General features: G+C 62.9%; 20 protein-coding genes. 8 read left to right on the top strand and 12 right to left on the bottom strand.

What is annotated here, in order from left to right; translation table 11 throughout:
* Together CMI59_RS16230 and CMI59_RS16235 are read right to left on the bottom strand one after the other, a co-directional pair.
* On the bottom strand, nucleotides 1-660 hold a 660-nt coding region (locus CMI59_RS16230), incomplete at its 3' end, for an AMP-binding protein (protein WP_293329274.1).
* A gap of 147 nt (nucleotides 661-807) precedes the next feature.
* Complete coding sequence (locus CMI59_RS16235; protein WP_293329275.1) at nucleotides 808-2,673, bottom strand: ABC transporter ATP-binding protein; 1,866 nt, start codon at nucleotides 2,671-2,673, stop codon at nucleotides 808-810.
* Between the two features lie 512 nt (nucleotides 2,674-3,185).
* On the opposite strand from CMI59_RS16235, the gene CMI59_RS16240 reads away from it, so the two are divergent.
* Nucleotides 3,186-5,237, top strand: a complete 2,052-nt coding sequence (locus CMI59_RS16240) for an AsmA family protein (RefSeq protein ID WP_293329276.1) — start codon at nucleotides 3,186-3,188, stop codon at nucleotides 5,235-5,237.
* Nucleotides 5,238-5,241: 4 nt separating this feature from the next.
* Here the strand turns inward: CMI59_RS16240 and CMI59_RS16245 are convergent, their stop codons facing one another.
* On the bottom strand, nucleotides 5,242-5,730 hold the full coding sequence (locus tag CMI59_RS16245; RefSeq protein WP_293329277.1) for a cupin domain-containing protein: 489 nt from the start codon (nucleotides 5,728-5,730) through the stop codon (nucleotides 5,242-5,244).
* Nucleotides 5,731-5,837: 107 nt separating this feature from the next.
* Here CMI59_RS16245 and CMI59_RS16250 point away from each other — a divergent pair, with 107 nt between their 5' ends.
* Nucleotides 5,838-6,089: a DUF6460 domain-containing protein gene (locus CMI59_RS16250; RefSeq protein ID WP_293329278.1), complete on the top strand. Its 252-nt coding sequence runs from the start codon at nucleotides 5,838-5,840 to the stop codon at nucleotides 6,087-6,089.
* A 93-nt stretch (nucleotides 6,090-6,182) separates the two neighbouring features.
* Nucleotides 6,183-6,983, top strand: coding sequence for an SDR family oxidoreductase (locus CMI59_RS16255; protein WP_293329279.1), 801 nt, complete (start codon nucleotides 6,183-6,185; stop codon nucleotides 6,981-6,983).
* 11 nt (nucleotides 6,984-6,994) lie between these two features.
* On the opposite strand, the gene CMI59_RS16260 is transcribed toward CMI59_RS16255, so the two are convergent.
* The 5 genes from CMI59_RS16260 to CMI59_RS16280 all read right to left on the bottom strand — a co-directional run bounded on the left by CMI59_RS16260 (nucleotide 6,995) and on the right by CMI59_RS16280 (nucleotide 10,603).
* Nucleotides 6,995-7,264 carry a hypothetical protein gene (locus tag CMI59_RS16260; RefSeq protein WP_293329280.1) on the bottom strand — a complete coding sequence of 90 codons (270 nt, stop codon included), beginning with the start codon at nucleotides 7,262-7,264 and terminating at the stop codon, nucleotides 6,995-6,997.
* Nucleotides 7,265-7,360: 96 nt separating this feature from the next.
* Nucleotides 7,361-7,804 carry a hypothetical protein gene (locus CMI59_RS16265; protein WP_293329281.1) on the bottom strand — a complete coding sequence of 148 codons (444 nt, stop codon included), beginning with the start codon at nucleotides 7,802-7,804 and terminating at the stop codon, nucleotides 7,361-7,363.
* Nucleotides 7,801-8,739 (bottom strand): YegS/Rv2252/BmrU family lipid kinase, encoded by a 939-nt coding sequence (locus CMI59_RS16270; protein ID WP_293329282.1) that lies wholly within the window; start codon nucleotides 8,737-8,739, stop codon nucleotides 7,801-7,803. The genes CMI59_RS16265 and CMI59_RS16270 overlap by 4 nt, the downstream gene beginning before the upstream one ends.
* Nucleotides 8,740-8,806: 67 nt before the next feature.
* Complete coding sequence (locus CMI59_RS16275) at nucleotides 8,807-9,787, bottom strand: NADPH:quinone oxidoreductase family protein (protein ID WP_293329283.1); 981 nt, start codon at nucleotides 9,785-9,787, stop codon at nucleotides 8,807-8,809.
* Between the two features lie 96 nt (nucleotides 9,788-9,883).
* Nucleotides 9,884-10,603 (bottom strand): TetR/AcrR family transcriptional regulator, encoded by a 720-nt coding sequence (locus tag CMI59_RS16280; RefSeq protein ID WP_293329284.1) that lies wholly within the window; start codon nucleotides 10,601-10,603, stop codon nucleotides 9,884-9,886.
* A 78-nt stretch (nucleotides 10,604-10,681) separates the two neighbouring features.
* Here CMI59_RS16280 and CMI59_RS16285 point away from each other — a divergent pair, with 78 nt between their 5' ends.
* From CMI59_RS16285 to CMI59_RS16300, 4 genes are read left to right on the top strand one after another with little or no spacing between them, the layout of a single operon-like run.
* Complete coding sequence (locus CMI59_RS16285; protein ID WP_293329285.1) at nucleotides 10,682-11,725, top strand: phosphotransferase family protein; 1,044 nt, start codon at nucleotides 10,682-10,684, stop codon at nucleotides 11,723-11,725.
* Nucleotides 11,726-11,764: 39 nt separating this feature from the next.
* A complete protein-coding gene (locus CMI59_RS16290; protein ID WP_293329286.1) occupies nucleotides 11,765-12,499 on the top strand; it encodes an SDR family oxidoreductase in 735 nt (244 codons plus the stop codon).
* A gap of 43 nt (nucleotides 12,500-12,542) precedes the next feature.
* Entirely contained in the window at nucleotides 12,543-13,760 is a 1,218-nt protein-coding gene (locus CMI59_RS16295; RefSeq protein WP_293329287.1) for an acyl-CoA dehydrogenase family protein, read from the top strand.
* Between the two features lie 59 nt (nucleotides 13,761-13,819).
* Nucleotides 13,820-14,590, top strand: coding sequence for an SDR family NAD(P)-dependent oxidoreductase (locus CMI59_RS16300; protein ID WP_293329288.1), 771 nt, complete (start codon nucleotides 13,820-13,822; stop codon nucleotides 14,588-14,590).
* 85 nt (nucleotides 14,591-14,675) lie between these two features.
* On the opposite strand, the gene CMI59_RS16305 is transcribed toward CMI59_RS16300, so the two are convergent.
* Together CMI59_RS16305 and CMI59_RS16310 are read right to left on the bottom strand one after the other, a co-directional pair.
* Nucleotides 14,676-15,206: a VOC family protein gene (locus tag CMI59_RS16305; protein ID WP_293329289.1), complete on the bottom strand. Its 531-nt coding sequence runs from the start codon at nucleotides 15,204-15,206 to the stop codon at nucleotides 14,676-14,678.
* Between the two features lie 101 nt (nucleotides 15,207-15,307).
* Entirely contained in the window at nucleotides 15,308-15,535 is a 228-nt protein-coding gene (locus CMI59_RS16310; RefSeq protein WP_293329290.1) for a hypothetical protein, read from the bottom strand.
* 377 nt (nucleotides 15,536-15,912) lie between these two features.
* Between CMI59_RS16310 and CMI59_RS16315 the strand changes: the two genes are divergently transcribed.
* The gene (locus CMI59_RS16315; RefSeq protein ID WP_293329291.1) at nucleotides 15,913-18,201 is read left to right on the top strand and encodes an arylsulfatase; all 2,289 of its coding nucleotides are present in this window, start codon (nucleotides 15,913-15,915) and stop codon (nucleotides 18,199-18,201) included.
* 60 nt (nucleotides 18,202-18,261) lie between these two features.
* Here the strand turns inward: CMI59_RS16315 and CMI59_RS16320 are convergent, their stop codons facing one another.
* Both CMI59_RS16320 and CMI59_RS16325 read right to left on the bottom strand, forming a co-directional pair.
* Nucleotides 18,262-19,527, bottom strand: coding sequence for a cytochrome P450 (locus tag CMI59_RS16320; RefSeq protein ID WP_293329292.1), 1,266 nt, complete (start codon nucleotides 19,525-19,527; stop codon nucleotides 18,262-18,264).
* A 106-nt stretch (nucleotides 19,528-19,633) separates the two neighbouring features.
* Nucleotides 19,634-20,237: TetR/AcrR family transcriptional regulator (locus CMI59_RS16325; RefSeq protein ID WP_293329293.1), on the bottom strand; the 604-nt coding region annotated here is incomplete at its 5' end.

Consider the following 20,237-nt stretch of genomic DNA (forward strand, 5'->3'; position numbering starts at 1 on the left):
CCCCGCCACGATCTCTTTCAGCTTGTCGCCGCAGGGAAGCTCCTTGCCGGAATAGCGATAACCGTTGCAGGCCACCAGCACCTTCGGCTCGATCTGGCCGAACCGGTCGAGCACGCCCTTCACGCCGAAATCGGGCGAGCAGGAGGAGAAGACAGCGCCGATGGACGTCGTCGCCAGCATGGCGATGATGGTTTCCGGGCAGTTGGGCATGAAGGCGGCCACGCGGTCGCCCGGCTCCACGCCCCAGCCTTTCAGCACGGCGGCGAAACGGGCCACTTCGGCGCGCAGATCGTCCCATGAGAGGGGCGCGCGCATCCGGCCTTCATTATTGAAAAGAATGGCGGGCTCGCTTCCCGTCCGCCGCAGCAGGTTTTCGGCGAAATTCAGCCGGGCATCGGGGAAGAAGCGGGCACCGGGCATCAGCTCGCCCTGTTCCAGCACCGCTTCGCCCTTCTCGCCGATGACGCCTGCAAAGTCCCAGATCTCGTTCCAGAAGGTCGCGATATTCTCGATCGACCAGTCGTGCAGCTCGTCATATCCGCTCAGATGGACGGTATGGCGCTCGCCGAGCCAGTCCATGAAGGCGCGCATATTGCTCGCGGCCACAGCATCGGAAGAGGGGGCCCAGATCGGCGTCGCGCCGGTGGAGCTGTCGGTCATGGTCATCCTGAAACTCAAATAGGGTTACGGAAGAGGGCGAAAGGGACCGCCTTCGCATTTGCAGCAAGCCTAGACCGATTTCCGGGCAGGAGAAAAGAACACACAAGTTCATCGGTCGGACAGATTGGCGGTCCCTCTGGATTTATCTCACCGATTTCCGGCGGTTTCCGGCTCCACATTTTCCGGCCCCCCGCCTTCCGGCACAGCGTCGCGGATGCCGGCAAGCTGGACGGCATGGAGCGCGCGGAACCTGCCACCCTTTCGGGCCATCAGTTCCGCATGGCTGCCCTCCTCCACGATCCGGCCTTCCTCGAAAACGAGGATGCGGTCCATGCGGCGGATGGTGGAGAAGCGATGCGCGACCACGATGGTCGTGCGGCCTTCCATCAGCCGGTCCATGGCATCCTGGATCAGCTCCTCCGTTTCGCTGTCGAGGCTCGAAGTCGCCTCGTCCAGCACCAGGATCGGCGCATCGGCGAGGAAGGCGCGCGCGATGGCGATGCGCTGACGCTCGCCGCCGGAGAGCTTCACCCCGCGCTCGCCCACCAGCGTGTCATATCCCAGAGGCATCTTCCCGATGAACTCATGGGCATTGGCAAGGCGCGCGGCTTCCTCGACCTCGGCGGGCGTTGCCCCGGGCCGGGCATAGGCGATGTTCTCGGCCAGCGAGCGGTGGAACAGCATGGGTTCCTGCGGCACGAGCGCGACCGAGCGGCGCAGGCTCTCCCGCGTCACCCCGGCGATGTCCTGCCCGTCGATGAGAATGCGCCCGTCATCGAGATCGTAGAGCCGTTGCATCAGCTTGACGAAGGTGGTCTTGCCGCTACCGGACCGCCCGACTAGCGCGACCTTCTCGCCGGGTTTCACATGCGCCTCGAGACCGCGATAGACCGCGCCCTTGCCGTTCGGATAGGCAAAGGAGACATGATCGAAGCGTATATCCCCGCCCTGCACCGCGAGGGGCACGGCATGGGGCCCGGCGGGCTCGGCCGGTTCGTTCTCGGCAAAGCGGATCACATCCTCGATCTCATTGGCCCCGCGCTGGAGGTTCTGCACATGGAACCCAACATCGCGCATATAGCCGGAGATGAGGAGGTAGCTCGTCATCGCATAGGCGACATCGCCCGGCGTGGCCTCGCCGGCCGTCCAGTAGCGAATGACGAGGCCCAGCAGGCCGAGCTGGAGCAGCACAAGCACGCCCATCTGCGCCATCATCACGAAGTCCATGGTGCGCCAGGCATACATGGCCTTGAGCGACCAGTCGTGAGAGAGGAGGCCGAGCCTGTTGTCCTCGCGGGGTTCCGTGCCGAAGGATTTCACCACCGTATTGCAGGTGATGGCATCGGCTATGGCGCCGCCGACGGCGGAATCGGCGGCAACGCTCAGCCGGTTGCGCGGCGCAACGAAGCGCCTCAGCAGCAGGATGGTGACGCCCGCATAGGCGATCGTCCCGGCCAGCACGTATAGCCCCACCAGCGGCCAATAGAACATGAGGCTCAGCGTGATGCCGACCATGACGAGCACGGTGGGCAGGAAGCCCATGAAGAGCGTATCGGCCAGTGCATCATACGCCCACATGCCGCGCGTGATCTTGCGGACGGTGGCGCCCGCGAAATTGCTGGAATGCCAGTCCGTGCTGTAGCGCTGCACCCGATGGAACGCTTCATCGACGATGGCGCGCATGACGCGGGTCGCAAGCATGCCCCAGAAGACCATGGAGGTCCGGCGGGTAATCTGAAACCCGACCGTCTGGCCGACGAAAAGGGCGAGCGCGATCCATGCCGCCATTGTCTCGGAAGCGGCGGGCGGGAAGCCGGCCTTCGCCACGGCATCGACCAGCCGGCCCGAGACGATGGGGAAAAGGACGTCGAAGACGATGGAGGCCAGCATCAGGCCCAGCGTGGTCAGTGCAACCAGCGGAAAACGGCGCCAATAGGACCAGAGAAAGCGTGCAATCCGGACGGCCCCGACCCCTTTGCCCGTGTCGGGGGACTCGTTCATTTGAATGGTCATATCGTTCGACCGCCGGACGATATCCGGACGGTCTCCTTTTGAAGATGGAATCGAATCCGGCGGCACGAGGCCGCGCGTATCAGCAATACCGGGAGAGAGTCAGAGAGCGATTTTGGATATTCGCGGCCAGATATGGCGGCAGATATGATGGAAAATCGCGGGTAGAAACGCCCGGTAGAAACCCGGGCGGAGCGGAAAGCTCAGCGCGCGCCCGGGAGCATGATCGGTTCAATGCATACGTCTGCGTATTCCATCTGCTGCTCCCTTCTTTGTTCGGTGTGTGACTGGTTCATCGAAACGCTGCGCTGCAACCATACTGGCGATTGCATATTCATACGAATACACACTCCCCGCGCGATTTGGAAGCTCGGCTACGCATTTCTTCCGCACTGTGACAAATAATTCACGGGCTGTTGCATGAACGCCAAGTGTTTCGCGGCGGGACACGGCTTGCTATGGTTTCGCGCCGAATTTTTCCGCCTCTTGCCGGAGGCGTCAGCCAGGAGCTTTCCATGTCCCGTGTGATTGCGATTCTCGCAGGCATCATCGTCATCCTCATCGCCGTGGTCGTCGCCGTGCCGATGTTCATTCCGATGGAAACCTACAAGTCGCAGATCCAGAAGATCGCGCAGCAACAGACCGGGCGCGAGCTCAAGATCGGCGGGGACATCTCGCTCTCCTTCTTCCCGAGCATCGGCGTGGAGGTGAACGACGTCGCCTTCGCCAATGCCTCCTGGGCGAAGGCCCCGGAGATGGCGACGATGAAGTCGATGCATGTGTCGCTGAAACTCATGCCGCTCTTTTCCGGCAATGTGGAAGTGGACAGCTTCACGCTGAAGGATCCGACGATCCATCTGGAAGTGCGCAAGGACGGGACGCCCAACTGGCAGTTCGAAGCCGCGCAGGCCACGCAGGCCGCCCCTGCCGAAAGCGCACCCTCGACAAGCGAGACAAGCGCCGGGGGCAGCAGCCTCAATGAAGTGAAGCTCGGCGATGTGTCGATCAGCGGCGGCACGGCGACCTATACGAATGCGCAGACCGGCGCGGCCTACAGCTTCAAGAACGTCAATCTGGACCTCTCCCTGCCGAGCCTCGACGATCCGTTCAAGGCCAAGGGGTCGGTCGTCTGGAACGGCGACGAAATCAATGTCGATCTCGCCGCGGAACGCCCGCGCGCGCTCACCGAAGGCGGCGAGACGCCGGTATCGCTCTCGGTTTCCTCGCCGAAACTGAAAACGACCTATAAGGGCGTGTGCCAGGTGATCGGCGGCGTGGCCTTTACGGGCGATGTCTCGGTCGATGTGCCCTCGGTGCGCAAGCTCGCTGCCTGGGCGGGCAATCCCATGCCCGCCGGGAACGGGTTCGGCCCGCTTTCCATCACCGGCAAGGCGAAGGGGGTGGGCGACCGCTACTCCTTCCAGAATGCGAAAGTCTCCTTCGACGGCATGAATGCGAACGGCAATCTCACCGTCCGCACCGGCGGCGCGCGGCCCCGCATCGGGGGCGACCTCACCGTCGACAAGATCGATGTGAATACCTATTCGGCCGGCGGCGCCGGGAGCGGCGGGTCATCGTCGGGCGGCGCGTCTTCCGGGAGCGGGGGCGATGCGGGCTGGAGTACCGCGCCCATCGACTTCTCCGCGCTCAAAGCCGTCGATGCCGATCTCGCACTCAAGGCAGGCAAGATCCTCGTTCAGGACATCGAAATCGGCGAAAGCGCGGTGGATGTGAAACTGAATAACGGCGTCCTCAATGCCAACCTCACCCGGCTTGCGCTTTACGGCGGCGCGGGCAACGGCACGCTGAAGGTCAATGGCGCGCGTTCGACGCCGCAGATCGGTGCGAACTTCAACATCTCCGGCGTTCAGGCCCAGCCCCTTCTGCAGGCGGCGGCGGGCTTCAACAGGCTGACCGGCAGCACGGCCATGAATATCGCCGTGACGACCGCGGGCAAGAGCCAGAAGGCTATGGTGAACGCGCTGAACGGCAAGGGCGCCTTCAAGTTCACCGACGGCAAGATCAAGGGCGTCGACCTCGCCAATCTCGTGCGCACCGTTCTTTCGGCCACGAAATCGGGCTGGGATGCGGGCGGCAGCAAGGATACCGACTTCTCCGAGCTGAGCGGCAGCTACACCATCACCAGAGGCACTCTGAAAAACGACGATCTGCGGCTCATGAGCCCGCTCATCCGCGTGACCGGTTCAGGCACGGTGGACATGCCCGCCAAGACGCTCAATTACCGCGTCGAGCCGAAACTGGTCGGCACGCTCGAAGGACAGGGCGGCACGACGGATGCCAAGGGCATTCAGGTGCCGATCCTCATTCGCGGACCCTGGTCGAAGCCGAGCTTCACGCCCGACCTTGCCTCCATGCTTTCCAATCCGGAACAGACCAAGGAGACGATCGACACGATCCGCAAGGAAGGCATCAAGGGCGTCCTGAAACAGTTCGGGGGCGGCTCCGGCAACGATGCCGCGAACGACAACAGCACAACGGACAGCGGCACGACCGAGGAAAAGAAAATCACGCCGCAGGACGCGCTGAAGAGCCTGTTCGGGAAATAGGCGCTTATACCTTCCGGAAGTCGTCGATCCTGGCGACTTCCTTGACGCCGTCGGCGCGGGTCATTTTGAGGCCCGCCGCCGGATAGGTGCAGATGTCGACGGGCGCGCGCGTGCCGCCCATCAGATAGACGAGATCCTCGCCCGCCCCTTCCGGCACCCGCATGACATGGGCGGGCGAGTTTTTCGGGAAGGCCATCACATCGCCAGCGCCGACCTCGATCCTCTCCTCGCCGATCTGCGCCTGCCCATGGCCCGACAGGATCATCAGGAATTCCTCATCCTGCCCGTGGAAATGGAATTCCGTGCTCTCGCGCCCCGGCTCCAGCCTGACGATATGGAGGCCCATATCCTCCAGCCCCGCGCTATCGCCCAGGGTTCGGGTCATCCGGATGGCATTTTCATTGAACTGATGCTGGTGGCGGCGCTCGGGCAGGCTCGCGATTTCGGCCGCTGAAAAGTAGTATTGGCGGGTATTTCCGTCTTTTCCGCTCATTTCCGTCCCTTTCCGCCTTGCCTGTGTCCGCCCCGGCCTTTGTGTGAACGCCCTTGCGCGACTAAACTGCCTCAGACCCGATTCCCCGGGGGGCTATCGATCGGCACATGCTTTACAATGCGCTGTCAACACTCGCCAAGTTCGTAATCGCCGCCGTCGCCGTCGGCGCGCTGCTGAATGCGTTCGACATTTCGGCGCAGGAAGTGCTGGGCGATCTCGGGGTCACGCCGGATGCGATCATCACATTCGTTCAGGACGGAATCGACTGGGCGCTGCCCAATTTCCTGCTCGGTGCCATGGTGCTGGTGCCCATCTGGGTGGTGATCTTCCTGCTCAAACCCCCGAAAATCGGCCGCTGACGGCCTTTCTGCGTCCCTCTTCGCGGGGTGTCGCCGCGTCAGCCCGATGGCTAGACTTGGCGCAAGCAAAATCACGATTCGGGAGATGAACGCATGGGCAGGCTCACAGGCAAGAAAGCCATCATCACAGGCGCGGGCAGCGGCATAGGCCGGGCGAGCGCCCTTTTGTTTGCGCGCGAAGGCGCCTCGCTGGTCATCATGGACCGGGCGGAAGACGCCGTGGACAAGACAGCGACGCTGGTCCGCGACGAGGTGAAAGACGCCAATGTGACTTCGGTCGCCGGCGATGCGGGCAATGAAGACGACGTGTCCGCGCTGGTTGCTCATTGCGTCGAGAAGCTGGGCGGCGTGGATGCGGTCTATGCCAATGCGGGTATCAGCGGCGGCATGGTTCCGCTGCCCGAACAGACAGCGGATTACTGGCAGGAAATCCTGCGGATCAATCTGATCGGCCCCTTCCTGGCCATCAAGCATGTGACGCCGCATATGGTGAAACAGGGCAAAGGCTCGATCGTCTGCACGGCTTCCGTTGCCGGACTGCGCGCCAATGCGGGTGGCCTGCCCTATTCCGCCAGCAAGGCGGGCGTCATCAGCCTCGTCCAGACCTCGGCCAATGCGCTTTACGGCACCGGCGTACGCGTGAACGCGATCTGCCCCGGCCTGATCGAGACGGGCATGACGAAGCCGATTTTCGACGGCGCGCGGGCGCGGGGCTCGGAAGACAAGATCGGGCAACTCAACCCCACGGCCCGTTACGGCCATCCGGAAGAGATCGCCCATATGGCGCTCTTCCTGGCCAGCGACGACGCGTCCTATGTGAACGGGCAGGCCTATGCTGTGGATGGCGGGCTTTCCAGCACCCATCCTTTCGCCCCGAGCCGCCGGGGCGCCTGACCCGTGGCGGGTTAAATCACCGCGGTCACGCTGGTGTAGGCAGAGGCGTTGGCAAGCGTTGCGCGCAGGCGGCAGGGGCCCAGCGCGAAGCCGCCAACGCCTTTTTCCTTCAACACGACCTGCGAGCCCAGCGCAAACCAGGTCTCGCCGTCCGGGCTCGCCTCCAGCGAGACGGTAGCCCCCTCGAAATCGCCCCATACCCAGAAGGCGCCCGTACCGCCCTGCCAGTCGATGGGCGTGGAACTCATATCCGCCGTCGCCTCGGCCAGAAGTTTCGCCATGTCTTTCTCCCATACCGTCCGTTTCAAGTTCGCGCGGGATCCGTTCCCGGGCGCCATCAGTATGGAGACCGATCTAAAGACGGGGATAAAAGCGGGTTATTTCTTCCGCAGACGCCATATTCCGGCGATGGCGGCGACGCAGCCATGTCCGGCCTCTTCCGCCGCCTGGGCGAAGGGCTCGTCCATCGCCGTGATGGCCGCCTCTCCAAGCGCGGCGAGCAGGCGTTGCTCCATGCGGGCGCACATGTCGAACAGGGCCGCTTCTTCATCCGCACCGAGCGTCATGCCGGCGAAAAGCGTAATCCGGCGGAGCGTCTCGGCATCCTCATCCGGCGTACCGGGCAGAATGCCCCTGTCTTTGAGATTGCCGTTCCACGCCGCCGATGCGCCCGCGAGCGCATCCGCGCGTTCGTTGAGAAAGGCGCGCAGATCCCCATGCGACAGCTCGCGCGCATGCGCATAAAAGGTCGCCGCCGCTTCCAGAGCGACGCCGAGGCCCATCAGGGCCGTTTCCTCGGGGCTTCGAAACAGGTTGTTCATTGCGAGGCGAACTCCTTCGATGCCAGAACCTTGAGCGCCCGGTGCTTCACCTCGAAGGTGACGGGCGTTTGCGTCAGCCTTTCACCATCGGCATGAACCGGCAAGGGGCGGCGGGTTTTCAGACGGAAGCCCGTTCCCGACGCGACGACGGCGTCGGGCGACAAATCCACGCGGCCCAGCCCGATCAGCGGGCCGTGCAGGATCAGCGCAAAGGTCGATGCCGGTTTCAGCGCATAGAGATAGATTTTTCCGTCGTCGATGCGCGTGTCGTGATGGACGACCATGCCGCCGCCGAAATAGCGGCCATTGCCGGCAAGAAGCTGGACGCAGCGCGTCTTTAGCGGGGTCTCGTCGGGCTCGTCGAGATTGACGACCTCCGCCCGGAAGGGCCGGGAGACCTGCACCGCCTTGAACGCGCTCACAATATAGCTGACGGAACCGAAACGGCTCTTTCGTTCCGGTGTCTGATACTTAGTGACCTGCGCCGTCAGCCCGACGCTTGCCGCGTTCACGAAGGGCTTGCCGTTCGCAAAGCTCACATCGACATCCGCCAGCATTCCCGTATCGAGCAGGGACAGAGCTTCATCCCCTTCAAGCGGTATGCCGAGAGAACGCGCGAAATCGTTTCCGGTCCCGCGCGGCACGACCAGCATGGGAACGGAGAGGTCCATCAAACAGGAAAGAAGACCGTTAACCGATCCATCCCCGCCCGCGACGACGATGAGATCGACATCGCCCGATTTTTCACGCGCCATATCGCAAGCCTCCTCGATGGAGGAGGTGTCGGGCGCGAGTACCTCGCGGCCCGTCTCGCGGAGCCGTTGCGCGATCTCGCTCTCCCCGCCGCCGCCTGCCTTCCGGTTTTCCAGAAGCAGCAGACGGGGAAAGGCGAGCGTCGCGGCGGAAGCCCGCGCGTCGTGTGTCGTTTCATCCATGCGCACGATTATGACAGGCGAAAGCGGCCGCGAATATTGCGAAAAACCGGCGAAAGCGTGACGCCTCTCAGCCTTTCATACGGATGACCGGCTTGCCGACGCTTTTACGCTCCAGAAGGGACTGCAATACCGCGCCTGCTTCTTCCAGCGGGAAGGTCGCGGCAGGTTCGGGATGGATCTTTCCGTCCACGACCCATTCCGTCAGCGTCTTCATCAGCGGCACATTGGCGGCGGCATTGGCGCGAATTTCCCCGCCCCAATCGACGCCGACCAGCGAGGCACGCTTCAGGAGCGCAAGGTTGAGCGGCAGTTTGGGGATGTCGCCTGCCGCGAAGCCGACCACGAGGTGACGGCCGCCCGGCGCGAGGCAGCGGAAAGCGGTTTCGGAGAAGGCGCCGCCGACGGGATCGTAAACGACATCGACCGCGCTCTTGCCGATCATCTCCTCTAGCGCCTTGCGCCAGTCCTCTTTGGAATAGTCGAGCGCCATGTCGGCGCCATGGGCGCTCGCGGCCTGACGCTTTTCCTCTGTCGAGGCGGCGGCGACGACTTTCGCGCCCATGGCCTTTGCGACGTCGATGGCGGCCATGCCAACACCGCCCGCCGCGCCGAGGACGAGGACCGTCTCGCCCGGTTGCAGCTTGCCGCAATTCTCAAACCCGTAAAGCGCGGTGCAGTAGGAGACGAGGAAACCGGCGGCGGCTTCGGCGCTCATGTTATCCGGCAAAGGAGTACAGACCGCGGCAGGAAGCGTGATCCTTTCCGCCAGCGCGCCGCGCGGGGAGAGCGCCATGACACGGGTGCCGACGAGCTTTTCCGGCACGCCCTCGCCCACCGCCTCGACGCGGCCTGCGACTTCCGAGCCGGGGATGAAGGGGAGCGGGGTCTTCACCTGATAGGCGCCCTGCACGAGAAGCGCGTCGACATAGCCGAGACCGGCGGCCTCCACGGCGAGGAGGCATTCGCCCTTGCCCGGCGCGGGGACGGGCAAATCCTCGACCGTCAGATTTTTCGGGCTTCCATACTCCGCAACTCGCACAGCGCGCATCGCCATCTCCCTGATGAGGTTTCTTGTTGGCGGCAGCTTATCCCGAGGGATGCCCATTGACGAAACCGGCAGCACCTGACGGAGCGGCGGCGCGGCCTAACCCGGCAAGATGCCGAGCGGACCGAGCACGACAGGGTCCGGATCGGGCAGGTCCGGCGCTTTGCTGTCGGCGGGCGCCGGGGCTTCCAGAAGGGCCGTCAGGGTGACGGCGAGATGGGTGAGCGTTTCCTCGGAACTCCAGGTCGGGTGCCGGCGCGAGGCGTCCGACAGGGCGGCTTCGCGGGCGTAAATCACGCTGCCGAGATAGGCGCCCATGAAGACAAAACGCTGATTGAGCGCACTCTTGTCGAGCCTGGTCTCCAGCCTGCGCAGATGATCGAGGCAGCGCAGATAACCCGAGTTCCATTTGCCCTCGAGCGTCTCCATGAAGAAGTCGCGATGGGTCATGCCCAGCATGTAGACGAAGCGGTTGTAGCTGTTTTCAAGCTGCGACCCCTCAAGCGCGCGGATGGACGTCTGGACCAATACCTCGACCACTTCGCGCACGGAAGTCGGGCCGCCCCGGGCCTCCAGCGCGTCGAGCATGGCGTTGCGGTATTCGTCGATCGCGATGGCGCCATCGAGCACAAGCTCGCGGATGAGCGCTTCCTTGGAGCCGAAATGATAGCCGACGGCGGCATGGTTCTTCTGACCCGCGGCCTCGGCGATTTCACGCACGGTGACGCCGTCGACGCCGCGTTCGGCAAAGAGCCGGCAGGCGATCTGCTTGAGATGTTGCGCGGCCTCGCTGCGCGGCTTGGGTTCCAATCTGACCATGGGCGTCAGAATCCCATTGCATCGCTTGATCGTCAACTGCATTATCCATTTGACTTAAAAATAAGAACGGGTGCGACGGTGGCGGAAATAACAGAAGTGCCGGGCGTGGATCTCAACGCGCTGCGCGGCTGGATGGACGGAGAAGGGCTCGGCGAAGGGCCGCTCGACAACGTCGAGAAGCTGGCGGGGGGCACGCAGAACATCCTGCTGAAATTCACCCGTGCGGGGCGTCCTTACGTGCTGCGCAGACCGCCGGAACATCTGCGCGCGAACTCCAACGAGACGATGCGCCGCGAGGCGCGCGTGCTGGCGGCGATTGCGGAGACGGATGTGCCCCACCCCCGCCTTATCGCGGCCTGCCCGGAAGAGGATGTGATCGGCGCGTCCTTCTATCTCATGGAGCCGGTCAACGGCTTCAACCCGACGACGGGGCTGCCCGACTATCACGCAGGCTCGGAAGAGGTGCGCCACCGGATGGGGCTGTCGCTGGTGGAAGGGATCGCGGCGCTCGGCGCGCTCGACTACAAGGCGCTGGGGCTTGAGGGCCTCGGCAAGCCGGAAAACTATCTCGAACGGCAGGTGGCGCGCTGGAAAGCGCAGCTCGAGAGCTATCGCGAGCTTGAGGGCTGGACGGGGCCTGCAGAAATCCCCGGCGTCGAAAAAGTGGCCGCATGGCTCGACAGCCACCGCCCCGCCGACTTCCAGCCCGGCATCATTCATGGCGATTATCACCTCGCCAATGTGATGTACCGATATGACAGCCCGGAGCTTGCAGCCATTGTGGACTGGGAACTCACCACGATCGGCGATCCGCTGCTCGATCTCGGCTGGCTGCTTGCCACCTGGCCGGAGGGCAATGGCAGCGGCGCTTCCGCCGTGGCGGTGACGCCATGGAAAGGCTTTCCGAGCGCGGAGGAACTTGTCGCGCATTACCGCCCGCGCACCACGCGAAACGTGGACGCCATCGAATGGTATGCGGTGCTCGCCTGCTACAAGCTCGGCATCATTCTCGAGGGCACGCATGCCCGCGCCTGTGCCGGTCGCGCGCCGAAGGAAACGGGCGACATGCTTCACAACCAGACCATCGGCCTGTTCGAGCGCGCGCTGCGCTGGATCGGCTGAACGACTTCAAAAACCAGAGCAGACTTTGGGGAGGATCTCATGACGGATACGGATTTTAGCGGCAAGACGGTGCTTGTCGTCGGCGGCTCCAGCGGCATCGGCAATGGCATCGCGCACGCCTTTCGGACACGCGGCGCGGAGGTGCATATCTGGGGCACGCGCAAAAGCGCGGACGACTACAAGGGCGAGGAAGGCTCCGACATGGAGGGGCTGCATTACGCGCATATGGATGTGTCGGATTTCGACGCCATCGAAGCCTATAGCCCGCCCTTCAAATCGCTCGACGTGCTGGTGCTCTGCCAAGGCACGGTCATCTACAAGAAGGGCGAGTTCAAGATGGACGGCTTCCAGAAGGTGATGGACGTCAATCTGAACAGCCTGATGGCCTGCGCGATCAAGTTCCACGACATGCTGGCGGCCAGCAAAGGCTCTCTCATCACGATCAGTTCCACCGCCGCCTTCCACGCGACCCGTGGCAACCCGGCCTATAACGCCTCCAAGACCGGTGCCGTCGGCCTCACGCGCACGCTGGCGCAAGCCTGGGCGAAAGACGGCATTCGCGTGAACGGCGTCGCGCCGGGGCTTGTCGATACGAAGCTCACCAAGGTGACGACGGACAATCCCGACCGCCTCAACGCCTCGCTGCAGGGCATTCCCATGCATCGTCTCGGCACGCCTTCGGACATGGCGGGCGTCACGCTCTTCCTCGCCTCGCCGCTGGCGGCCTATGTGCTCGGCCAGACCATTCCGGTCGATGGCGGGCTCATGCTCTGACTTCAAGAAACAAGAAACCAAGACACCAGAACAGGACGGCATCATGAATTTCGATCACACGGACAAGGTGAAGGAGCTGATCGCCAAGCTCGAAGCCTTTATGGACAAGCACATCTATCCGGCGGAAGAAGAACATTATGAGTGGGTGACGGACCCGGCCAATCTGTGGAAGCACTGGCCGGGCGTCGAGGCGCTGAAGGAGAAGGCCCGCGCGGAAGGGCTGTGGAACCTCTTCCTGCCGGAAGAATATGGCGATCTGAGCCCGGGGCTGACCAATCTGGAATATGCGCCGCTGGCCGAAATCATGGGCCGCGTGCCGTGGTCGTCGGAAGTCTTCAACTGCGCCGCGCCGGACACGGGCAATATGGAAGTGCTCGCGAAATACGGGAGCCCGCAGCAGCAGGAACGCTGGCTGAAGCCTCTGCTCGACGGCAAGATCCGCTCCGCGTATGTGATGACGGAACCGCAGGTCGCCTCTTCCGATGCGACCAATCTGGAAACCACCATCTTTCCCGACGGGAACGACTACGTCATCAACGGGCGCAAATGGTGGATTTCCGGCGTGATGGACGAGCGCTGCGACGTGATGCTCGTCATGGGCAAGACGCTGATGGACAATCCGCGTCACCAGCAGCATTCCACCATCATCGTGCCGCGCGACACGCCCGGCTGGAAGATCGTGCGCAACCTGAAAGTCTTCGGCTCGAAGAACTCGCCCGGCGGCGAAGCGGAACTGCTGTTCGAAAACTGCCGCGTGCCGAAGGAGAACCTCATTCTCGGCGAAGGACGCGGCTTCGAGATCGCGCAAGGCCGCCTCGGCCCGGGCCGCATTCATCACTGCATGCGCTCCATCGGTCAGGCGCAGCGCGCGCTCGAAATCATGGCGCGCCGCGTGGAAAACCGTGTCGCCTTCGGCAAGAAGCTCGCCGACCAGAGCAGCATTCGCCAGGATGTCGCGAAGTCCTTCTGCGAGATCGAACAGGCGCGCCTGCTGACGCTCAAGGCTGCAGACAGCATGGACAAGTACGGCAACAAGGTCGCGAAGGATCTGATCGCGGCGATCAAGATCGTCGCCCCGCAGATGGCGCAGAACGTGACCGACCGCGCAATCCAGGCGCATGGCGGCATGGGCGTCAGCGACGATACGCCGATTGCCGGTTTCTTCACGCTGAACCGTTTCGTGCGCATCGCAGACGGGCCGGACGAGGTGCACATGTCGCAGCTCGGCAAGCAGAAGATCAAGGAATACAACGGCGCATAAGCCGGTGCGGGCGCTCACGAGGGAGCGCCCGTTTCCTTTTCAGATAGAGGGAGGAAGCGATGACGGAATTGAGCCGGTCGGTGAAAGGGCTGACGGTGCTGGTGACGGGCGCGGCGAGCGGCATGGGCCGCGCGACGGCGGAAGTCTTCGCCGCCGAGGGCGCCAATGTGGCGGTGACGGATTACAATGGCGAAGGCGCGGCGAAAGTCGCAGACGGCATCACCGCGAAAGGCGGCAGCGCGAAAGCCTGGACCTTCGATGTCGGCAACAAGGACGAAATTACGCGCGTCGTCGGCGACGTGGCGGCGCATTTCGGCGGGATTGACTCCGTCGTCAACAATGCGGGCATTGCAGGCTTCCTGCCCATCGACGACGAGGGCTATGACACGCTTTTCGAGCGGATGCTGACTGTGTGCCTGACGGCGCATCAGCGCATCATCCGGGCGGCACTGCCGCATTTGCGGAAATCTTCCGCCCCGCGCATCGTGAACATCGCCTCCACCGAGGCACTGGGTGCGACGGCGCTCGACAGCCCCTACTCCGCCGCCAAGGCGGGCGTGACGGGGCTCACCCGCGCGCTGGCCGTCGAACTCGGCAAGGAAGGAATCACGGTCAATTGCGTCTGCCCCGGGCCGATCTCTACCGGCATGACGGAAGCCATTCCCGATGAGCACAAGGAAATCTATGCCAAGCGCCGCACGGCGATGCGGCGCTACGGGCTGCCGGAAGAGGTCGCGCATATGACGCTGAGCCTCTGTCTGCCCGCGGCCTCCTACATCACCGGCGTCACCATTCCGGTAGATGGCGGGCTGATGGCGCGCAACGCCTGAGCGCGGCCCGACATAGAACGAGACGTATAGAACGGGGCGGCGCGCCTATGAGCAAACCGCGCCGCCCACCCCCCAGTTCAGTTTTCTATTCGCGGGTGTAATGCGCCGGGATTTCCGGATTTTCCCCGCCCTTGCGCCACAGCACGATTTCATTGCCCCAAGGATCGCGGAAGGAATGGTTCAGGCCGTTGAACTCCTTCCAGTAGTGATCGCGCCAGAGGATTTCCGCGCCGCGCTTTTCCGCATCCGCCAGAATGCGCTCCGGGCTGTCATCGTCACTCACGAGAATCCAGAGACGCGGCTTGCGCCCCTCGCCCGCCAGCACGCGCGGCTCCACGCCATCCGGGTTCGGATGGGGGCGCGCATTGGCGGCGTTGTGGATACCGATATGGAAATTGCCGATCTGGCTTTCCGACCCGTCCGGGTTCAGGGCGTTGCCGCCGGGTACCATGCGATGAAAGACGCCATAGGGGCGGGGATCGTTCTCCCAGCCGAATATGTCGGCATAGAACTCGGCGCAGGCCGCCGGATCGTCGGAGGAAAGGTCAACAAAGATAAGCGTATTGGGATAAGGCAAGGTCGGCGTCCCCGTCGTCAAAAAACCGAACGCCGCCATGGCGCTCTCAGGGGAGTCTCGTCGGAGCGGGCGAATATTGTCTTGTCCCAATACGCCCTATTGCTGGACCGGCTTCATCGCCGGCCGGGCGCCGCCGTTTCTCAGGCGACTTCCACGCCCGGCATGGGGCCCGATGTCCAGCCGAGGATACGCGGCACGCCGTCGCCATTCATCCAGTCCGATGCCTGCTTGACCGCCGCGACCGCCTCTTCCTGACCGAAGGCGGCCAGCGCATGCTCCCGTGAGGGCGCAAGGACGAGGCAGATATCGAGGGGGTGTTCCGATTCCTCGTGCTTCAGATGCAACTCATACAGTTTCATGAGAGCCATGATCCTCTCCCTGTTTTCTTCTTGCTTCTTCAAAGCTCGAAAGGAGTTGCCTAGAGTGCCTTCCGGCACCCTAAGGTAGGGAGAGACTGAGCGCTTTTCCACGCAGTTTTATGAACTCGATCAGTATTATGGAGTGTCTTTGGAATAAATTTTTGTCATGTCGCACTGCACTACGAATTTTTCGCAATAACACCGTCTTCAGTGCTGAACGGCAAAAGTAATGGCTGTCACAGATTTAATTTAACTCAAATTCTCACAGGCAGGCGCATGCCCCGCCCCGGACAGGCCGGATCCCGCCTTGCCGTCCAACTTAATGATTTACATTAATTACGGTGCGCCCTAGCCTTTCCCGGAAACACGCTCTGGGAGGAAGAAAAATGAGCTATCGGCACCCCGCGGAACCGGATTTCGAAGGCGAGATCGGCAAGACGGTTCAGATTTCGCAACCGGCCTGGCCGGGCGGTGCCTCGGCCATCGGCAAGCCCAATGTGGTGATGATCGTGCTCGACGATACAGGGTTCGCGCATCTGGGCTGCTATGGCTCCACCATCGCCACGCCGAATATCGACCGGCTGGCGGGCGAGGGGCTGAAATTCACCGGGTTCCACACCACCGCTCTCTGCTCATCCTCCCGTGCCTGCCTGCTGACGGGCCGCAACCACCATGCGGTGGGGATGCGCGCGGTCTCCAACATGGATACGGGCTATCCGAATATGCGCGGCGCGGTGACGAAATCCGCCGCGACCATCGCCGAGATATTGCGCGAGGACGGCTTCACCACATTCGCGACCGGCAAATGGCACCTGGCACCGATGGCGGAATGCACGGCGGCGGGGCCCTATCACAACTGGCCGCTGCAACGCGGCTTCGACCGCTATTACGGTTTCCTGCAGGGCGAAACGGACCAGTTCCACCCCGAACTCACCCATGACAATCACTTCATCGACCAGCCCGCCTCACCGGAAGAGGGCTATCACGTGTCGGAAGACATTGTGGACAAGTCCATCGGCTTTATACGCGACACGGTGTCGGTGGTGCCGGAACGGCCCTTCTTCCTCTATCTCGCCTTTGGCGCGATGCATGCGCCGCATCAGGCGCCCGACGAATATCTCGAAAAATATCGCGGCAAATTCGACGAGGGCTGGGACGTGGCGCGCGAGCAATGGTTCGCGCGGCAGAAGAAAATGGGCGTCATTCCGGAGAACACGGCCCTCGCGCCGCGCAATCCCGGTGTGAAGCCGTGGGACGAGCTTTCCCAACATGAGCAACGCTTTGCCGCCCGGCTGCAGGAAGCCTTCGCGGCGATGCTCGACCATACCGACGACCAGATCGGCCGGCTGATGGCGTCGCTGGAAGAGCTGGGCCTCGACGAGAACACGATCTTCCTGCTGGTTTCCGACAATGGCGCCAGCCAGGAAGGCGGGCCGACCGGCGTTTTCGACGAGATGAAATATTTCAACATGATGCCGGAGGATGTCGACAAGGCCGTGGAGCGGCTCGACGATATCGGCACGCTGAACAGCCACAGCAATATTCCCTGGGGCTGGGCGCAGGCGGGAAACACACCGCTCAAATGGTACAAGCAGAATACGCATGGCGGCGGCGTGCGCGATCCGCTGATCGTGCGCTGGCCCGCCAAGCTCGGCCGGGAGGGCGCCATAAGGCGGCAGTTCTGCCATGCCATCGATATTGCGCCGACGCTGATGGACATTCTCGGGATCGAGGAACCGAAGACGGTGGCGGGCGTCCCGCAAATGCCGATCCACGGGAAAAGCCTTAAAGAGATATTGTTCGACGGGTCGGCGGCGCCCTCACGCTCCACGCAATATTTCGAGATGGGTGGCGACCGGGGCATCTGGGTCGATGGCTGGAAGGCGGTGACGCATCACACGCGCGGCGTGCCTTTCGAGGACGACCAGTGGGAGCTATATCGTCTCGATACGGACTTTTCGGAATATCACGACCTTGCGGCGGCCGAGCCGGAACGACTAAAGGAGATGGTGGATATCTGGTGGCGGGAAGCCGAAGAACATGGCGTGCTGCCGCTGGACGACAGAGGCGCGTTCGACCTCTTCCGCGCCTCACGCCGCCCCGGCATGCCGACCTCGCGCAACCGCTTCGTCTATTATCCGCCGCTCTCGCATATCGTGGCCGATGCCTGCCCGCCCGTCTTCCGCGGCTGGCGCATGACATTTTCACTGGATCATCCGGCTGGAAATGGCGACGGCGTGCTGGTGGCGCGCGGCAATATCAATAGCGGTTATGTGCTCTATATCGAAAACGGGCACCTGCATTTCGACTTCAACTGCTTTCACGACCACACGCTGGTGAGGTCCACCCTGCCCGTTCCGACGGGCGCGCATGACATATCGGCCGAGATCTCGCCAAATCTCGAAGGCGGCGCGGCGGTGGCGCTCCGCTTCGACGGCGAGGAGGCCGGACACGGCACGATCCCGAAAATGCTTTTCATGATTTCAAGTATCGGCATGGATTTCGGCCGGAGCCCCGCGCCCGTCAGCAATGCCTATGACGCGCCTTTCGCCTATCCGGGCCGCATTTCCCGGGTGACGTTCGACCTGCCGCCGCGAAAGCGCGACAAGGACGCCCGGGAGGCCGCCGACAAGGCCGACGAGGCGCAGGTCCGCGCCGCGCTTTCCCGTCAGTAAATGAAAAAGCCCCCCGCCTTTCGGCGAGGGGCTTTGCGTTCATTGCGTTATCCGCGTCGCTCAGTTGCGCCTGGGGATCACGACCTTCATGGACTCATAGCCCTTCACGAAGGTCGAATAGACACGCTTGGGTTCTTCCACCAGCACGACTTCCGGGAAGCGCTTCAGGATTTCCTCCCAGATGATGGTGAGCTGCAGCTCGGCGAGGCGATTGCCCACGCAGCGATGGATACCGAAGCCGAAGGAGATGTGCTGGCGCGGACGCTCGCGGTCGATGATGTAGGCGTTCGGGTTGTCGATGACTTCTTCATCGCGATTGCCGGAGACGTACCACATGACGACCTTGTCGCCTTCGCGGATCTTCTTGCCCTTGAACTCGGTATCCTGGTTTGCCGTGCGGCGCATATGCGCGAGCGGCGTCTGCCAGCGGATCGTTTCCGACACCATGGAGGGGATCAGATCCGGGTTTTCGCGCAGCTTCTTGTACTGGTCCGGGTTCTTGTTGAGCGCGTAGATCGAACCGGAAATGGTGTTGCGCGTGGTGTCGTTGCCGCCCACCGTCAGAAGCACCACATTGCCGAAATATTCCCGCGCTTCCATGTTCCGGGTTTCGGGATGGTGCGCGAGCATGGAGATGAGGTCGGCATGCGGCTCCGCATTGACCTTCTTGTTCCAGAGCTCCGTGAAATAGGCGTGGTAGTCCTGGAAGATATCCATCTTCTGATCGAGCGACTCCACCAGACCGCCCGGCATGGGCGCGGCGGTGACGACATCCGACCAGTAGGTGATCTTGCGGCGATCTTCCTGCGGGGCATCGAAGAGCGTGGCGAGCGTCATCGCCGTCAGTTCCTTGGAGACGAGATCGACCCAGTCGAACTCTTCGCCGATGGGCAGGCTGTCGAGAATGCCCGCGGCGCGCTCGCGGATCTGCGGCGCCATCTCGGCCAGCGCATTGGGCGCGACAGCCGGGCTGACCGCCTTGCGCTGCACGTCGTGCTTGGGCGGGTCCATGGCGATGAACATGGGCAGCGGATCGAAATTCGCCTGACCGCCGCCAATGGTGATGCCGCCCTTCGCGAAGTCGGAGGAAAACACCTGATGGTTCGTGTCGATGGCGACGATGTCGTGGTATTTCGTGATCGACCAGTAGGGGCCGAACTCGCTCTCGGCGGTGTAATGCACCGGGTCTTCCCGGCGGAGGCGCTCGAAATAGGGCCACATCGCATTGGCCTGGAAAAGCGCAGGCTGGGCGGGGTCCAGCGTTTCGAGCGGTTCGGCATAGGCGGCTTCGCGTGCCTCTTCCGGATCAAGCAGTGCCATGCTCATCTCAATCTCCCTAAGCCTTTGATATTGTTCATTCGACGCATAGTAGAAGGGCTTCGAACAGCGTTCGGCAATCCCCAAATGGGGCCTCCGCGCCCCGCCCTTTGCCTCACTCCCGTCGATTGATGAGATAGGAGGCGCCGGCAAAGAGCCTTTCGGCAATCTCGGGCGGCAGCTTGCCGTCCGGATAGGAGGACATGATCGCCGCGATCCCGCGCCCCAGCGCCCAGAGCGCATAGGCGACATTCGGCCTTTGCCCGGCGGGCATGCGCTCATCCGCCTCCACGACGGCCTGATAGGCCAGAAAGGTCTCGTATTCCGCATCCCGCAGGGAGACATGCCGCGCCATCAGGCGCTCGCTGAACATCAGCGAGAACAATGCCGGATGCGTCTCTGCGAAATCGAAGAAGGCGCGCGCGCTGGCCTGCATCGCATTGTCGTATTCGGGGCTTGTCTGGAACTTCACGATTTGACGGTGCAGGTCGCGAAAGCCCATCAGCGCCAGATTGAGCAGAAGCTCATCCTTGTTTGCGAAGTAGTGATAGATGGAGGTCGTGCCGATCCCGGCGCTTTCGGCGATGGCCCTCAGGCTCAGCTTTTCGGGTCCGCGTGTCGCCAGAATGTGCGAGGCCGCCGTCAGGGCCCGGGCCCTGACGCCGCCAACTTCCAGGGACGTGAAATCGGGTCCCGACCTCATGTCTTTGCAATCCGCC

It is taken from the genome of Parvibaculum sp., from assembly GCF_002684405.1.
Taxonomy (GTDB): Bacteria; Pseudomonadota; Alphaproteobacteria; order Parvibaculales; family Parvibaculaceae; genus Parvibaculum.

Bases quoted from the DNA above. Each gene is read 5' to 3' on its own strand.
- CMI59_RS16265 (WP_293329281.1), bottom strand. From the start codon at position 7,804: ATGAACAACCTGTTTCGAAGCCCCGAGGAAACGGCCCTGATGGGCCTC.
- CMI59_RS16300 (WP_293329288.1), top strand. From the start codon at position 13,820: ATGACGGAATTGAGCCGGTCGGTGAAAGGGCTGACGGTGCTGGTGACG.
- CMI59_RS16240 (WP_293329276.1), top strand. From the start codon at position 3,186: ATGTCCCGTGTGATTGCGATTCTCGCAGGCATCATCGTCATCCTCATC.
- CMI59_RS16260 (WP_293329280.1), bottom strand. From the start codon at position 7,264: ATGGCGAAACTTCTGGCCGAGGCGACGGCGGATATGAGTTCCACGCCC.
- CMI59_RS16235 (WP_293329275.1), bottom strand. From the start codon at position 2,673: ATGACCATTCAAATGAACGAGTCCCCCGACACGGGCAAAGGGGTCGGG.
- CMI59_RS16275 (WP_293329283.1), bottom strand. From the start codon at position 9,787: ATGCGCGCTGTGCGAGTTGCGGAGTATGGAAGCCCGAAAAATCTGACG.
- CMI59_RS16280 (WP_293329284.1), bottom strand. From the start codon at position 10,603: ATGGTCAGATTGGAACCCAAGCCGCGCAGCGAGGCCGCGCAACATCTC.
- CMI59_RS16245 (WP_293329277.1), bottom strand. From the start codon at position 5,730: ATGAGCGGAAAAGACGGAAATACCCGCCAATACTACTTTTCAGCGGCC.
- CMI59_RS16290 (WP_293329286.1), top strand. From the start codon at position 11,765: ATGACGGATACGGATTTTAGCGGCAAGACGGTGCTTGTCGTCGGCGGC.
- CMI59_RS16310 (WP_293329290.1), bottom strand. From the start codon at position 15,535: ATGGCTCTCATGAAACTGTATGAGTTGCATCTGAAGCACGAGGAATCG.
- CMI59_RS16305 (WP_293329289.1), bottom strand. From the start codon at position 15,206: ATGGCGGCGTTCGGTTTTTTGACGACGGGGACGCCGACCTTGCCTTAT.
- CMI59_RS16270 (WP_293329282.1), bottom strand. From the start codon at position 8,739: ATGGATGAAACGACACACGACGCGCGGGCTTCCGCCGCGACGCTCGCC.
- CMI59_RS16315 (WP_293329291.1), top strand. From the start codon at position 15,913: ATGAGCTATCGGCACCCCGCGGAACCGGATTTCGAAGGCGAGATCGGC.
- CMI59_RS16250 (WP_293329278.1), top strand. From the start codon at position 5,838: ATGCTTTACAATGCGCTGTCAACACTCGCCAAGTTCGTAATCGCCGCC.
- CMI59_RS16255 (WP_293329279.1), top strand. From the start codon at position 6,183: ATGGGCAGGCTCACAGGCAAGAAAGCCATCATCACAGGCGCGGGCAGC.
- CMI59_RS16295 (WP_293329287.1), top strand. From the start codon at position 12,543: ATGAATTTCGATCACACGGACAAGGTGAAGGAGCTGATCGCCAAGCTC.
- CMI59_RS16320 (WP_293329292.1), bottom strand. From the start codon at position 19,527: ATGAGCATGGCACTGCTTGATCCGGAAGAGGCACGCGAAGCCGCCTAT.